15 protein-coding genes are annotated in these 14,965 nt (G+C 39.8%); 8 read left to right on the plus strand and 7 right to left on the minus strand.

The window, feature by feature from the left end:
* Nucleotides 1-223: 223 nt before the first annotated feature.
* Both L4C37_RS18435 and L4C37_RS18440 read left to right on the plus strand, forming a co-directional pair.
* Nucleotides 224-1,153, plus strand: coding sequence for an SPFH domain-containing protein (locus L4C37_RS18435; RefSeq protein ID WP_137374779.1), 930 nt, complete (start codon nt 224-226; stop codon nt 1,151-1,153).
* Nucleotides 1,154-1,155: 2 nt separating this feature from the next.
* Nucleotides 1,156-1,611 carry an NfeD family protein gene (locus L4C37_RS18440; RefSeq protein WP_273296028.1) on the plus strand — a complete coding sequence of 152 codons (456 nt, stop codon included), beginning with the start codon at nt 1,156-1,158 and terminating at the stop codon, nt 1,609-1,611.
* 37 nt (nt 1,612-1,648) lie between these two features.
* Here L4C37_RS18440 and cueR read toward each other — a convergent pair whose 3' ends face one another.
* Entirely contained in the window at nt 1,649-2,038 is a 390-nt protein-coding gene (gene cueR, locus L4C37_RS18445) for a Cu(I)-responsive transcriptional regulator (protein ID WP_429769400.1), read from the minus strand.
* Nucleotides 2,039-2,431: 393 nt separating this feature from the next.
* Here cueR and L4C37_RS18450 point away from each other — a divergent pair, with 393 nt between their 5' ends.
* A complete protein-coding gene (locus tag L4C37_RS18450; RefSeq protein ID WP_273296029.1) occupies nt 2,432-2,614 on the plus strand; it encodes a hypothetical protein in 183 nt (60 codons plus the stop codon).
* Between the two features lie 68 nt (nt 2,615-2,682).
* Here L4C37_RS18450 and L4C37_RS18455 read toward each other — a convergent pair whose 3' ends face one another.
* The 4 genes from L4C37_RS18455 to zipA form a co-directional block, all read right to left on the minus strand.
* Nucleotides 2,683-3,345, minus strand: a complete 663-nt coding sequence (locus L4C37_RS18455) for a YccT family protein (protein WP_273296030.1) — start codon at nt 3,343-3,345, stop codon at nt 2,683-2,685.
* An 81-nt stretch (nt 3,346-3,426) separates the two neighbouring features.
* Entirely contained in the window at nt 3,427-4,446 is a 1,020-nt protein-coding gene (locus L4C37_RS18460) for a porin (RefSeq protein ID WP_273296031.1), read from the minus strand.
* A gap of 526 nt (nt 4,447-4,972) precedes the next feature.
* The gene (gene ligA, locus L4C37_RS18465; RefSeq protein ID WP_429769393.1) at nt 4,973-6,985 is read right to left on the minus strand and encodes an NAD-dependent DNA ligase LigA; all 2,013 of its coding nucleotides are present in this window, start codon (nt 6,983-6,985) and stop codon (nt 4,973-4,975) included.
* Nucleotides 6,986-7,135: 150 nt separating this feature from the next.
* Nucleotides 7,136-8,146 (minus strand): cell division protein ZipA, encoded by a 1,011-nt coding sequence (zipA, locus tag L4C37_RS18470; protein WP_429769394.1) that lies wholly within the window; start codon nt 8,144-8,146, stop codon nt 7,136-7,138.
* 214 nt (nt 8,147-8,360) lie between these two features.
* Here zipA and cysZ point away from each other — a divergent pair, with 214 nt between their 5' ends.
* From cysZ to crr, 5 genes are all read left to right on the plus strand, one after another.
* Entirely contained in the window at nt 8,361-9,110 is a 750-nt protein-coding gene (gene cysZ / locus L4C37_RS18475) for a sulfate transporter CysZ (protein WP_137374799.1), read from the plus strand.
* A 202-nt stretch (nt 9,111-9,312) separates the two neighbouring features.
* A complete protein-coding gene (gene cysK / locus L4C37_RS18480) occupies nt 9,313-10,281 on the plus strand; it encodes a cysteine synthase A (RefSeq protein ID WP_137374786.1) in 969 nt (322 codons plus the stop codon).
* Nucleotides 10,282-10,579: 298 nt separating this feature from the next.
* Nucleotides 10,580-10,837 carry an HPr family phosphocarrier protein gene (locus L4C37_RS18485; RefSeq protein ID WP_004734263.1) on the plus strand — a complete coding sequence of 86 codons (258 nt, stop codon included), beginning with the start codon at nt 10,580-10,582 and terminating at the stop codon, nt 10,835-10,837.
* Nucleotides 10,838-10,974: 137 nt separating this feature from the next.
* The gene (gene ptsI, locus L4C37_RS18490) at nt 10,975-12,699 is read left to right on the plus strand and encodes a phosphoenolpyruvate-protein phosphotransferase PtsI (RefSeq protein WP_429769395.1); all 1,725 of its coding nucleotides are present in this window, start codon (nt 10,975-10,977) and stop codon (nt 12,697-12,699) included.
* Nucleotides 12,700-12,806: 107 nt separating this feature from the next.
* The gene (gene crr, locus L4C37_RS18495; RefSeq protein ID WP_004737851.1) at nt 12,807-13,316 is read left to right on the plus strand and encodes a PTS glucose transporter subunit IIA; all 510 of its coding nucleotides are present in this window, start codon (nt 12,807-12,809) and stop codon (nt 13,314-13,316) included.
* Nucleotides 13,317-13,386: 70 nt separating this feature from the next.
* Here the strand turns inward: crr and L4C37_RS18500 are convergent, their stop codons facing one another.
* Complete coding sequence (locus L4C37_RS18500) at nt 13,387-14,514, minus strand: flagellin (protein WP_429769396.1); 1,128 nt, start codon at nt 14,512-14,514, stop codon at nt 13,387-13,389.
* Nucleotides 14,515-14,669: 155 nt separating this feature from the next.
* A partial coding sequence (locus L4C37_RS18505) for a flagellin (RefSeq protein WP_429769397.1) occupies nt 14,670-14,965 on the minus strand: 296 nt, incomplete at its 5' end.

The raw sequence follows: 14,965 nt of genomic DNA on the forward strand, positions 1-14,965 counted from the left end.
ACCAAGTTAATTACCAACCAAGTTAATCACCAAAAATATGAACTAAGCTTCATTTAAACTTGACCGAATTGTAAACAAGAATATTGGGTCATCTATTCATCGGAATTATGAGTAATGGGTTATAAAATCAATGTTTTATAACCCATTTCTCATTTATAAATTTGCCCATAAAACCAATTTAAGCCAATATCTCTTTAATAACTATTAATTAAAAGGATATTGTATGGCTATTGATACTTTAATAACTATCGGCGGCTTTATTGTCGTCGCGGTTTTATTTATTTTCTCAGGTGTAAAGACGGTACCTCAAGGTAATAATTGGACCGTTGAACGCTTTGGAAGGTATACCGTCACCCTAAAGCCAGGGCTTAATTTAATCATCCCTTTCATTGATCGTATTGGTCAAAAGATCAGTATGATGGAACGTGTTCTTGATATTCCCGCACAAGAAGTTATTTCTAAAGACAATGCAAATGTCGTTATTGATGCTGTATGTTTTGTTCAAGTCATCGATGCACCTAAAGCTGCTTATGAAGTGAATGATCTTGAACATGCGATTCGCAACCTAACTCTGACTAACATCCGTACCGTTCTTGGCTCAATGGAGCTAGATGAAATGTTAAGCCAGCGAGACATGATCAATACGAAACTTTTGACTATCGTCGATAGCGCAACGAACCCATGGGGTGTCAAAGTTACTCGTATCGAAATTAAAGATGTACAACCACCAGCAGATTTAACTGCCGCGATGAATGCACAAATGAAAGCAGAACGTAATAAGCGTGCTGATATTTTAGAAGCGGAAGGCGTTAGACAAGCTGAGATCCTTAAGGCTGAAGGTCATAAACAGTCAGAAATTTTAAAAGCCGAAGGCCAGAAACAGGCTGCAATACTACAAGCTGAAGCCCGTGAACGTGCTGCTGAAGCTGAAGCTAAAGCAACAGAGATGGTATCAACGGCTATTGCTCAAGGTGATATGCAAGCGGTTAATTACTTTATAGCTCAAGGCTATACCGATGCTCTAAAATCTATCGGTCAAGCAGAAAATGGTAAAGTGATAATGCTTCCACTTGAAGCTACCGGTTTAATGGGGTCAATTGCCGGTGTCGCTGAAATGTTTAATCAAAAACCGGACTCTCAAAATAAGGGGTAGGTATGGTCGAACTGTTAGAACAAGTTAACCACTGGCATTGGTTAGCTTTCGGGCTCGCGTTACTTTCTGTCGAGCTTTTAGGAGCCGCGGGCTATTTTCTATGGCTAGGTATTTCAGCCATGCTAGTTGGTGTACTTGTCGCTGTCTTACCTATAGGCTGGCAAGTTCAGTGGCTATCTTTCGGTAGTTTCTCTTTAATAACAACTTGGTTATGGTGGAGAAGGCAACTTTCACAAGACAAAGCTTCGGATAAGTCTCGGGATTTGAACCAAAGAGATAAACAATTAATTGGAAAAACAATCCGGTTAGATGAAGATATCATAAAGGGAAATTGTCGCGTAAAGCTTGGTGATAGCTCTTGGTCTGCAATCTCAAATGAAGATTTAAAAGCTGGTACAGAAGTCGAAATTACCGATGTAGACGGCATTGTGCTTACTATTAAGCGATTAAGCGATTAAGCGATTAAGCGCATTCTCAAGAAAGTGGCACTCAGTGTCACTTTCTTGTTAAAGAATCAATAATTGGGCATTCACTATTTGAGTCACCAGGACATAACTTGACCCATTCATCCAAAGTTTGTTTTATTGCCTGTAAATCTGCAATTTTTTTATTCACTTCCTCTAGTTTCTTCTTAGCTTTTTCTTTCACTTCTGCGCTTTCTCTGCATGGGTTATCCGCAAGTTCAACTAGCGCTTTACATTCATCTAGAGAAAAGCCAGCCCTTCTTGCTTTAGCAATAATACCTAACTGAGTAACGTGCTTTTCATTGTATATGCGATAACCGTTATCTGAACGAAGTGGTGTTGAGATGATCTTTTTATCCTCATACATCCTTATCGACTTTGCTGATAAGCCTGTCTGAGAAGCGATTTCACTGATATTCATGCTCATAAAAACTCTGATTAACTTAGATCTTCTTACTGGTGAATTTAAAACTATGCATACACACAGTCAATTTTTTCTAAGAACTATGAAAAGCGTGCTCAGTTACGAGCTAAATAACAACGAGTTGAAGATTAAAAAGCAAACAACGTTACTTTTTAATAAGTTAAAAATTTAATATGTAAAAATAAGTTCACTATTATTACGGCTCGCTTTCCATCACTAAACAAAAAAACCTATTATCTAAAAGAAACAAGAACAGAAAACAAGAACTTATTAATTCAAAAAAAACAAGAATTGTTATCAATTAATTTGACGATAGCCCCTCCCCCTCTACAATATTTATAACTGACTCGCAAAGTTGCCTTTCAGAAAATTAAACTAAAGGGGAAAATTATGACTAAGTTTCTAATTATTTTAGCTAGCGTATTATTTTCATTCCATGTCAGCGCTTCAAATAATACGAATTCAGTCGGTGGGACTCAACTTGGTCCACTAGTAAACTGTGAGCTAGAAAGTGGCGACATGAAATATATTCCAACAGAAATGTGCCGTATTAGTAAAGGTAAGGCTAAATAACACGACTCTAATATTAAAAAAGGCAAGCTCTCTGAGCTTGCCTTTAGAATACTGATACCGTTTTAAACTTATTGAACAATAGCCCATGACAGGAATGCTTTTCTTTTCGATTCAGATAGCTTGCTATACATCTTCTTTATACTCTCTACATCATCAGTATCAGCTAGCGAGAATTGAACAGATTTAGTACTGCTTTCTACTGTTGACACAGCTTTATCAGCGCTAGAAGTCGCTGCCACTGCACTATCCGCATAGCTAAAAGAGTACTCTCTTTCACTGTTGTACTGCACAAGCTCTTCGTCAAAATCTCTTATGAGACCTTTACCCGCGACTAAATAGCCCATATGGAAATCAATTTTATTTCCTTTACTATCTAATAGATTCACTGTTGGTTTTTTATCAAAATCACCAACTTGTTCAACTGAATCAAACTTTTTGCCAGCTTGAACTGTTAATTTTTCATCATGAGCTTCAAATGTTATCACGACAGGTTGTGACTTAAACTTAATAAATTTTCCTTGCTCTCTTATCAGTTTAGAAATGCGGACAACAAATTGATTAGCTCCATCTTTTAGCTCTGTCGTTTCTAGTTGGGTCGCTAAGTTATTAACACCATCACCATTAATAATTAAAGCTTCAATTCCCTGTTCAAAATACACATCGACAGCAGAAAAAGCACTAAATGATGTCATCATCGTTACGGCAAGAATTGATTTTTTTAATAATTTCATTATTTAGTCCTTTTAGAGAAAATGCGAGCACCACAATTGGTGCTCGCAAAGGCAGAAATTTAAATTTACTTCAAGGCAAGATTAGAAGTAGTATTCTGCACCTAACAATAGGCGAGTGTTATCAGCACTTTCATCGCTACCATTAAAATCATAGTTACGAATATCCATGTACAAGTACGTGCTTGGTAGTAAGTAACCTAGACGACCTGTAATTGCTGTATCACCAGTATCACCAGCTACACCGTCAGCTTCATCTGTAGAAGCGTAACCTAGTTTAACAAGCATCTTATCTGTCAGCATGTATTGACCAGTTGCAGAAATTGCATTTTGACCATTACCATCGTAATCCATCATCTTATATGCACCTGTAAGTGTCAGCTTACCTAGGTAAAGGCTACCACCAACAATTGCATAAGAGTGCTCTTTAAATGCATCAGCTGCTGTTTGATCTTCTGAGTCACCACGCATGTAGTAACCAGCGTGTAAAGCATACTTATCTTGAGTGAAATACGCTGCAAACGATGAAATCATTTCAGATGTAGAGCTTTCCATACCAGAGAAAGTTGCGTTTACTTTAACAGGACCGAAAGCTGCAGATTCTAAACGAATCATATTATCTGCACGATCTTGGTAACCTGCACCTAGGTCATTGTTCCAATCGAAAACGTTACCTAGACCTGGGTTTGAGTGTGGCCAATCGACAAGGTCAAATGCAGCGTGCGTTTGGCGACCAAACTTAAGTGTACCAACATCGTTGAAAACTAGACCCATGAATGTATCACGACCACCAAGGATACCTTTTGAATCATCCCAAGAGCGGTCAGCATTTGATGCCCAACCAGATTCGATTTGCCAGATTAGGTCTGGACCGAAATCTTCATAAACGTGCTTGCCTTTAAAGCCAATTTTTGATTCAACGCCTACAGTGTTATTTGTATCAGTTGCAGAATCCTTGCTATCAATCGTCATATTGTAAACTGCGGCAGTACCGTAGATTTCAAAGTTTTCGCCAGCTAATTGAACTGCTGCACTAGCAGAGCCGATTGAAGATGCTGCAATTACTGCACCTAGTAGAGTACGTTTAAAAAATTTGTGTTCCATGGAAAAACTCCTAAAAAATTGGATATAGCTATTTTTATATTTCTCACCTTAAGTTGGCCGCCGAAGGGAGAAACATTATCTCTTTCATTTTGAGAACCTATTATCTTAATTCATAAATTCTCTAACTCTGTCCTGCATACACCTCGTGCATCCATGAAACCCAGACTAACTTTGCGACAAAAAATATCAACCAGAACTTAATTCACATCTAAAAAAATATGAGCAACTCCAAATTTTCATCAACTTAGTGATCCAAGTACACAATAAACAGAGCGATGTACTTTAAATATATATAAACCTTAAAAAACAACAATTTAGATATATGCAAAGCTAAAATTCAATTGAAGTGCGTCGCATTATTTTTATTTTATTTATTGATTATCCTTAACATAGATAGTGATCACGTAATAAAAAGCTCACGTATTATATGGCTTAATTTATTGAGCGAATTTTGTACTTTTATTTTAAGTCTAAAAATAAAAAAGGCACCACTAAGTGGTGCCTTTTTAGAAGCATGGAAAATGTATTAATTAATCATATCGAGCAAGTCTTGCTCAGTTTTAATGTCTATTCCTAGCTCCTGAGCTTTAGCCAGTTTCGAACCCGCAGCTTCACCAGCAAATAAAATATCCGTTTTCTTTGAAACGCTGCCCGTTACTTTGGCACCCAAACTCTGCAATGCCGCTTTGGCTTCTGAGCGACCGAGTTGGGATAATGAACCAGTAAGTACCACCACTTTACCTTCTAATGGTAGTTCAACACCTTCATCAAGCGATACGATTTCAGGCCAGCGAACACCAAGCTCAATCAGCTCATTGACTACATTTTTATTTTTTTCTTGCGAGAAAAAAGATGTGATATGCTTCGCAACAATATTACCTATATCTGAAACTTCGAGTAAAGAATCGTGTGTCGCCAATGAAACAGCATCTAGGGACTTATAGTGTTGAGCTAAATTCATCGCTGTTGCTTCCCCGACTTCACGAATGCCGAGTGAATAGATAAATCTTGCCAATGTAGTTTCTTTAGCGGTATTCAGCGCATTAACAACATTTTGAGCAGATTTAGGTCCCATACGATCCAATACAGTTAGTAGACCTGCACTTAATTTGAATAAATCCGCGGGAGTCTCAACCATTTCACGATCAACAAGCTGCTCTATTACTTTTACTCCTAAACCATCCACGTCTAATGCTTTTCGTGAAACAAAATGCTTAAGGGCTTCTTTGCGTTGAGCTTGGCACACTAATCCACCACTACAACGGGCAACAGCTTCCCCCTCCACTCTTTCCACCGAAGAGGAACATACAGGACAGGCACTTGGAAATACGATGTCTTGAGCATTTTCCGGTCTACGTTCAACATTAACAGATACAATTTGGGGAATAACATCTCCCGCTCTTCGGATAATAACGCTATCACCAATCTTAACGCCAAGTCGTTCAATCTCATCAGCATTATGCAGGGTTGCGTTGCTAACGGTTACGCCACCTACAAAAATAGGCTCTAACTTCGCCACAGGAGTAATCGCACCGGTTCGACCAACCTGAAACTCCACATCATTTAAAAGCGTGATCTCTTCTTGCGCTGGAAATTTGTAAGCAATAGCCCATCTAGGAGCTCTTGCCACAAACCCTAAAGTTTCTTGCGCTTTAATACTGTCAATTTTAATCACTACACCATCAATTTCATAAGCTAAAGCATCACGACGGGTCATGATATCTTGATAGTAAGCCTTCACATCATCGAGAGAGCTTAGTTGCTTAGTTTCAGGGCACATTGGGAGTCCCCAACTTTTAAGTTGCAGAAATCGATTGTAGTGGCTTCCAGATAACTCCGCGCCTTCTACGACTCCGACGCTATAAGCATAAAAGCTTAAAGGGCGAGTCGCGGTAATTCTTGAATCTAGCTGCCTTAGACTACCTGCGGCAGCATTCCTTGGGTTTACAAACGCTTTCTCACCTTTTTTAATTGCAAGCTCATTTAACTTATCGAACCCAGCTTTAGGCATGAAGACTTCCCCCCTAACTTCGATTCGTTCGGGCCAACCTTCACCTTGCAGTTTTAAAGGGATTGCGCTTATTGTTCGGACATTTTCGGTAATGTTCTCACCTGTCGCTCCATCACCACGTGTCGCAGCTTGAACCAATGTACCCTGTTCATATAGAAGGCTAACGGCTAAACCATCCAGTTTTGGTTCGCAACAGAATGTACTTAAGTCTGAAGTCGGAGCGCGGTCAGACATTCGCTTATAGAATGAATCCAGATCACTATCATCAAATGCATTATCCAGTGACAGCATTGGAATCTCATGGCTTACTTGACTAAAGCCATCAAGTGGCTGCCCGCCAACACGCTGGCTAGGAGAGTCAATGCTGATGAGCTGCGGATTCTGCTTTTCAATTTCAAGTAACTGCTGCATTAACCGATCATACTCTGCATCAGGTATTTCAGGACTATCTTCCACGTAATAACGGACAGCATGGTAGTGCAGTGTTTCTTTGAGCTGTTCTAAGGTAGCTTGAATGGATTCTTTCATAATATTCTCGGTATATATCTAAACATCAAAAAGGGCTCCCTGAGGAACCCTTTTCTCTTTATGAATTTTACAGCGATTATTTTCTAGACTGTGTACCAGTATAGTCACTATGTACTGATATTGGAGGTAATATGGCTTAACAATACGAAACTACTTAGTCATAAAGTCTCGAATCTGTTTTCTGTAATCTGATAAACGATTTGGTGTCATCAAATTACGAGATTCATCTAACACATTCCCACCCATGTCATCTGCAATTTTTTGAGCAGCACGTAACATTACGTTGAAATTTTGGTCCGCTTCTCCGAAGCAAGGTAAGGTCATAAAGAATGAAATACCTTTCGTAGAGAAGTCTGCTCGATTGCCATGCTCTAAAGTACCTGGCTGCATCATATTCGCCACACTAAAAATCACTTTAGGTGAATCAGCATTTCCTGCATAACAATGATAAATAGCCATCTCACCATAAGTCAGGCCATTATTTTCCATGCTACGGAACAATTCAGTTCCAATAAATGGTGCCTCACCCGCGCAATGAACATTTAAGATAATGACTTCTAATTCCGGTTCTTCGTCTTTAACCGCACTTTCTTGAATGGTGCCTTCTTCTGCATCACTCACTTGGTTTTCGTGTGCCAGCGGAGTACTCACTATATGAGGAGACTCTGAACCGAATACATCTGCAGGCTGAGGTTGCTCTGTTTGCTTAATTCCACTCTCAACCATTTCAGACGAAGGGCTGGCAACCGATTGAGATGGTACTACATCGTAAATGCTCTCAGATGCGTTATCTTCGAAGGTTTCAGGAGTATCTGTAACACTAAATGAAGGTACTTCATCAGGTTCAAATGATTTTTTAGCATCAACGCTTTGAGGGCTCATTAATACATCTGAATCAATAAGAGGATCTGCTGTAAACTCAGGCGTAGCAAAATCAGGTTCTTTACGCTCTTTCCTTATTATTTCAAAATCATCTTCAGGAGCAAATGAACGGCTAGGTAAGTCTTCTTGGCTGTCAAGTTCACCGTTATCAAGCTTACCCAACGGTTTATCACCAAACTTTGCTTTTCCTTCTTTCTTACTCGTCCATAAGCCATGGAACAATAATGCGGCGATAGCTAAAGCGCCTACAATAATGAGTACAAATCGCAATTCCTGCATTTTTCGCTCTCAGCTGCCCCAGTTAACTAGCTTATTAAAGCTGTTACTGAGTTAAGTTAATTTGGCTAATCTCACTACTCTACCAAATGTAGTGACTGTTTTAGAACAATTTAATGAAAGAAGTTCATCAGATGATGTGATTTTCACCACGCTTTTTTTCTTAATTCTGGTCGAGTACACTATATCTGTCCGCAAATTAACCAACATATTGAATATGCATACTGAATCTAAACGACATTCTGGCTTCGGCTACTTTATATATGGCCTTAAAATAGCCTTATCCCCAAGTATTCGTAAGTTTGTGCTCCTGCCACTACTTGCTAACGTCTTACTTGTAGGTGGTGCTCTATTTTATATATTTTCCAACTTGAATATCTGGATAGAAAGTTGGATTGGTGGGTTACCTGAATTTCTTTCATGGTTATCTTATATATTATGGCCATTACTGACTTTAACTATCTTAGCTACTTTCTCTTACTTCTTTAGCACACTCGCTAATTTTGTCGCCGCCCCATTCAATGGGCTTCTAGCAGAAAAAGTAGAAGAGATGCTTAGCGGAAAAAAAGTAAATGATGATGGTTTGCTCGACGTCCTAAAAGATACACCAAGGATCCTAGCGCGTGAGTGGAGAAAACTTGTCTATGTGTTACCTAAAGCTATTGGTCTCTTCCTTCTATTACTGATTCCAGCTTTAGGTCAAACTGTCGCGCCATTTCTATGGTTTATTTTTACTGCATGGATTTTAGCGATTCAGTATGCTGATTATCCATTTGATAACCATAAAATTAGCTTTGATGACATGAGAAACAATTTGAAACAAAAACAAGGAAAAGCCTATAGCTTTGGTATGTTGGTTTCATTATTTACAACCATCCCAATTCTTAATCTAATTGTTATGCCTGTTGCTGTTTGTGGTGCAACTGCAATGTGGGTGGGTGAATTCAAAGATCAAATTAAGCGTTAATCTACCTTCCCTAGATGTCCAACATCTAGGGATAATCCTGCGTCTTCGCACCACATCTCTATATGATATAACTTTTTAATCCTTTTACCTTTTTTTCATCTATTCTAATCTCTTTTCAAGATCAAAAAACATTAAGAGACACTAGACGGTATTCCGATTGATATACTACGTTTAGTTCTATCATTAAATGAAGGAACATCAGATGAGCAAAATCTACGAAGACAACACTCAAACAATTGGCAATACTCCCCTAGTCCGCTTAAATAAAGTAAGTAAAGGTAAAGTATTAGCAAAAATTGAAGCTCGTAACCCTAGCTTTAGTGTTAAATGCCGTATTGGCGCAAATATGATTTGGGAAGCAGAAAAAGCAGGTACTTTAAAAGAAGGTATCGAGCTGGTTGAGCCGACAAGTGGTAATACAGGTGTTGCTCTAGCTTTCGTTGCTGCTGCTCGTGGTTACAAGCTAACACTAACAATGCCTGAGTCTATGAGCTTAGAGCGTCGTAAACTACTAAAAGCTTTAGGTGCTAACCTTGTGCTGACTGAAGCTCCAAAAGGTATGAATGGCGCTATCGCAAAAGCAGAAGAAATCGTTGCAGCAGATCCAGACAAATACTTACTACTACAACAATTCAACAACCCAGCAAACCCTCAAATTCATGAACAGACTACTGGCCCTGAAATTTGGGAAGCTACTGACGGCGAAATTGACGTGTTTGTAGCCGGTGTTGGTACTGGCGGTACAATCACAGGTACAAGCCGATTCATCAAAGGTGAAAAAGGCAAAGCAATCACTTCAGTTGCAGTTGAGCCAGCTGAATCTCCAGTGATTGCACAAGCTCTAGCGGGTGAAGAAATTAAGCCTGCTCCTCATAAGATTCAAGGTATCGGTGCTGGATTTATTCCTGGAAACCTTGATTTAGAGATTATTGACCGCGTTGAATCTGTAACATCTGATGAAGCAATTGAAATGGCTCGTCGCTTGATGGAAGAAGAAGGTATCCTGGCTGGCATATCTTCTGGCGCAGCCGTTGTTGCAGCTAACAGACTAGCGGAACTTCCTGAATTTGAAGGAAAAACTATCGTTACCGTATTGCCAAGCTCTGGTGAGCGTTACCTAAGTACAGCCCTATTTGCTGGCATTTTCACGGAGAAAGAGAACCAGCAGTAATATGTGGTCAAATCAATTTTTACTCCAAAAAAGCCCCTATTAGGGGCTTTTTTGTTGATCCCTGCCTCACCTTTGGTAATATCACATCTGTTTTATTTTTCGCTTCAAAATAAAAGAAGCAATAAACAGATTTTCGAAGGTTGTGAGTATTCAAAAAAGAACACCATAGCTGGAAAACTTTTAACCAGTTTCATTTCTGACACGAACAAAACTCTTCGGCTCTAGCAGAATTGAGTCAAAGAAGTTAAGCTGAACTGGTTACAAACTTACAAAAAATAAATTAATTGGGGTATATAAAATGTACGAGAAGCAAGTAGAAATCACAGCAGAAAATGGTCTTCACACTCGTCCTGCTGCACAGTTCGTTAAAGAAGCAAAATCTTTCGATGCAGACATCACTGTGACTTCGAACGGCAAAAGCGCTAGCGCAAAAAGCCTTTTCAAGCTACAAACTTTAGGCCTAGTAAAAGGTACTAACGTAACTATTTCTGCTGAAGGTCCTCAAGCTCAGCAAGCTGTAGACCACCTAGTTGCTCTTATGGATCAACTACACTAATCCGGTCTCCTCTTTTCAAAGCCATTTTGCATAGCAAAGTGGCTTTGTTCGAAATAGAGACGAATAAGCACGACTTATTGTCAGCAGCTTAAAGTCACACATTCTCCCGTTTACAGTTGAACAACTAAGGTAAGGCTATGATTTCAGGCATCCTAGCATCTCCTGGTATTGCTTTCGGTAAAGCACTACTACTTCAAGAAGATGAAATTGTCCTAAACACTCAATCTATCTCAGACGATCAAGTTGAAGCAGAAGTTCAGCGTTTTTTTGACGCTCGTAACAAATCTTCTCAACAACTTGAAGTTGTAAAGCAAAAAGCACTTGAAACTTTTGGCGAAGAAAAAGAAGCAATCTTTGAAGGCCACATCATGCTGCTTGAAGATGAAGAGCTAGAAGAAGAGATTTTAGCACTCATCAAGAAAGACAAAATGCACGCAGACAACGCGATCTACACAGTGATCGAAGAGCAAGCTGTTGCACTTGAGTCACTTGATGATGAGTACCTAAAAGAACGTGCGACTGATATCCGTGATATCGGTACTCGCTTCGTTAAAAATGCACTAGGCATCAACATTGTGTCTCTAGCAGATATCAATGAACAAGTTATCCTAGTTGCTTACGACCTAACGCCATCTGAAACTGCGCAAATCAACCTAGACTACGTTCTTGGTTTCGCTTGTGACATCGGCGGTCGTACATCTCATACTTCAATCATGGCACGTTCACTTGAGCTTCCAGCTATCGTTGGTACTAACGATATCACTAAGCAAGTTAAGAACGGCGACATGCTTGTGCTAGACGCGATGAACAACAAGATCATCATCAACCCTTCTGACGCTGAATTAGCAGAAGCTAAGAAAATCAAATCTGATTTTGAAGCAGAAGCGGCTGAACTAGCAAAACTTAAAGACCTACCAGCTATCACTCTTGATAACCATCAAGTAGAAGTTTGCGGCAACATCGGTACAGTTAAAGACTGTGACGGTATCCTGCGCAACGGTGGCGAAGGTGTTGGTCTGTACCGTACTGAATTCCTATTCATGGACCGTACTGCACTTCCTACTGAAGAAGAGCAATATATTGCTTACAAAGAAGTAGCGGAAGCAATGCACGGTGAGTCAGTGATTATCCGTACAATGGATATCGGTGGCGATAAAGATCTTCCATACATGGATCTTCCAGAAGAAATGAACCCGTTCCTAGGCTGGCGTGCAGTACGTATCAGCTTGGATCGCCGTGAAATCTTACGTGACCAACTACGCGGCATTCTTCGTGCATCTGCACACGGTAAGCTACGTATCATGTTCCCAATGATCATTTCTATTGAAGAGATCCGTGAACTGAAAAAAGCAATCGAAGAGTACAAAGTTGAACTTCGCGCTGAAGGTCACGCATTCGATGAAGACATCGAAATTGGCGTAATGGTTGAGACTCCAGCAGCAGCAGCAATCGCCCACCACCTTGCTAAAGAAGTAGCTTTCTTCTCTATCGGTACTAACGATCTAACGCAATACACTCTTGCAGTTGACCGTGGTAACGAGATGATTTCTCACCTTTACAACCCACTATCTCCAGCGGTTCTTCTTGTAATCAAGCAAGTAATCGATGCTTCTCATAAAGAAGGCAAATGGACAGGTATGTGTGGCGAGCTAGCAGGCGATGAGCGTGCAACTCTACTTCTTCTTGGTATGGGTCTAGATGAGTTCTCTATGAGCGGTATCTCTATCCCTAAAGTTAAGAAAGTAATCCGTAACTCTAACTTCGCAGAAGTTAAAGCTATGGCTGACGAAGCACTATCTCTACCTACAGCTGCAGAAATTGAAGCTTGCGTAGAAAAATTCATCGCTGAGAAAACTCAGTAATCACCAAGAGCTTAATAAAGTTAGACGGCTTAAAAATAGTCGTCTAATTTGTTAGATTGGTATAGTATATTCTACAGAATAAAACTAAACGTTAGGAGCATGACACAATGGGTCTGTTTGACAAACTGAAAAAGCTTGTATCTGATGACAGCGCTGATGCTGGTGCAATCGAAATCATCGCACCTCTTTCTGGCGAAATCGTAAACATCGAAGATGTGCCAGATGTAGTTTTCGCTGAAAAAATTGTTGGTGACGGCATCGCAATTAAACCAGCAGGCGACAAAATGGTAGCTCCTGTAAACGGTACTATCGGTAAAATCTTCGAAACTAACCACGCATTCTCTATTGAGTCTGACGATGGCGTTGAGCTTTTCGTTCACTTCGGTATCGATACTGTTGAGCTAAAAGGTGAAGGCTTCACTCGTGTAGCTGAAGAAGGTCAATCTGTTAAAGCTGGTGACACAATCATCACTTTCGACCTAGCGCTTCTAGAAGAGAAAGCTAAATCAACTCTTACTCCTGTTGTTATTTCTAACATGGACGAAATCAAAGAGTTAAACAAACTTTCTGGTTCTGTAACTGTTGGTGAAACTCCAGTTCTTAAAGTAACTAAATAATCTAGTTCCTTTAAAATAAAACGCTGCCCTGAGCAGCGTTTTTTGTTTCTAGAGCAATCTAACCCAATAACTAACCTAGTAAGCTTAAAGCTGCTGTCGGATTTTGATTCGCTTGGGCATAAAGTGCAGAAGTCGCTTGCCCTAAAATTTGCGATTTCACTAACCGAGTCGACGCTCTTGCATAGTCAGTATCTCGGATACTACCTTCCGCTACCGATATATTGCTGTCCATGCTAGTCAAGTTATCTATTGTTCTGCTTACTCCATTTTGAAATCCACCAATTTCACTACGGTGACCATCGACATACTTTAAGGACGCATCTACAACCGCGATCCCTAACTGAGCATCTCCTACATTTGATAGGTCTAAGTCATCTAGCCCAATAGGCTCTGTATCTCCTATTGCTAGGCTATTAGCAAAACTACCAGAAACCTCAAACCCCTCAGGAGCAAGCTTCGTAGAAGCAAAAAACTGTAATTCGAAATCCTCTGTAACCGAAGCTTTCATCACATCTTGCTGCCCGTTGATATAACTTGCCACCTGATGAACATCATCACCTGTTTTAAGCCTAATATCTAGTTGCTCTGATTTACCTTGCCTATCAATATAATCAAATTTCAGCTCATTTTCATTCTCAGTCACAGACCAATTTTCATCAGTAGAATCCGATGCACGAACAAAATTACCCCCCATTTCAGAGTGATCTGTTCGCATATTTTTCAAATTCAGTGAGACTCCATTAGCATCAGGACCAAGATAAAAACTTTTTTTCCCAAAATATCCATCGAATAACTCTTCACCAGCAAAAGTGGTTGTTAAAGCAATCCTATCTAAATCATCTTTCAACATTTCAGCTTCTAGATGAATGCTCTCTCTATCGTTTTGCGTATTCGCACCGTTCGCTGATTGCAACGCAAGTTCACGTAGCTTTTGCAGCATATTAGTACTTTCATGCAATGCACCTTCAGCTGTTTGAGCTATAGAATAAGCATTATTTGCATTGCTTTGCGCAGTGTCTATTCCGCGGGTTTGTGCATATAATCGATTAGCTATCTGCAAACCTGCAGCATCATCACTAGCTTTAACAATTCGAGAACCAGAACTCAGTTTACTTTGGGCGTCGACAACATCCGCTTGAGCATCTCCCATATATTTTTGGGCGATCATGGCAGACATGTTGGTCTTCAATGACACCATGTATTTAAAATCCCTCTCCTCTTCAGTTGTCTATTTTAAAGCTCTGGATTCAATACGTTCATATAACTGAATTATTCAAAATTCTATTTGGTATATTCTCCACAAAAAAATAAAGCCAGGTGAGGACACCTGGCTTTATTCATAATTTTACTTTTTTAGCCTAGTAGGCTCAACGCTGAGTTAGGCGCTTGTTTCGCTTGTGCAAGAATCGAACTTGATGCTTGAGAAAGGATCTGAGTCTTAGTCATCTGAGTCGTTTCTTTCGCGAAGTCGGTATCTTTAATACGGCTCTTAGAAGCATTTACGTTTTCGTTAATGTTGTCTAAGTTGCTGATAGCGTGGTCGAAACGGTTCTGGAATGCACCCAGTTCAGCTCGGTGGCTATCTACGTATTTAAGTGCCGCATCAATAATAGCTACTGATTCTTGAGCACCGCCTACCGATGTTACAT

It is taken from the genome of Vibrio kagoshimensis (assembly GCF_050337535.1).
Lineage (GTDB): Bacteria > Pseudomonadota > Gammaproteobacteria > Enterobacterales > Vibrionaceae > Vibrio > Vibrio gallaecicus.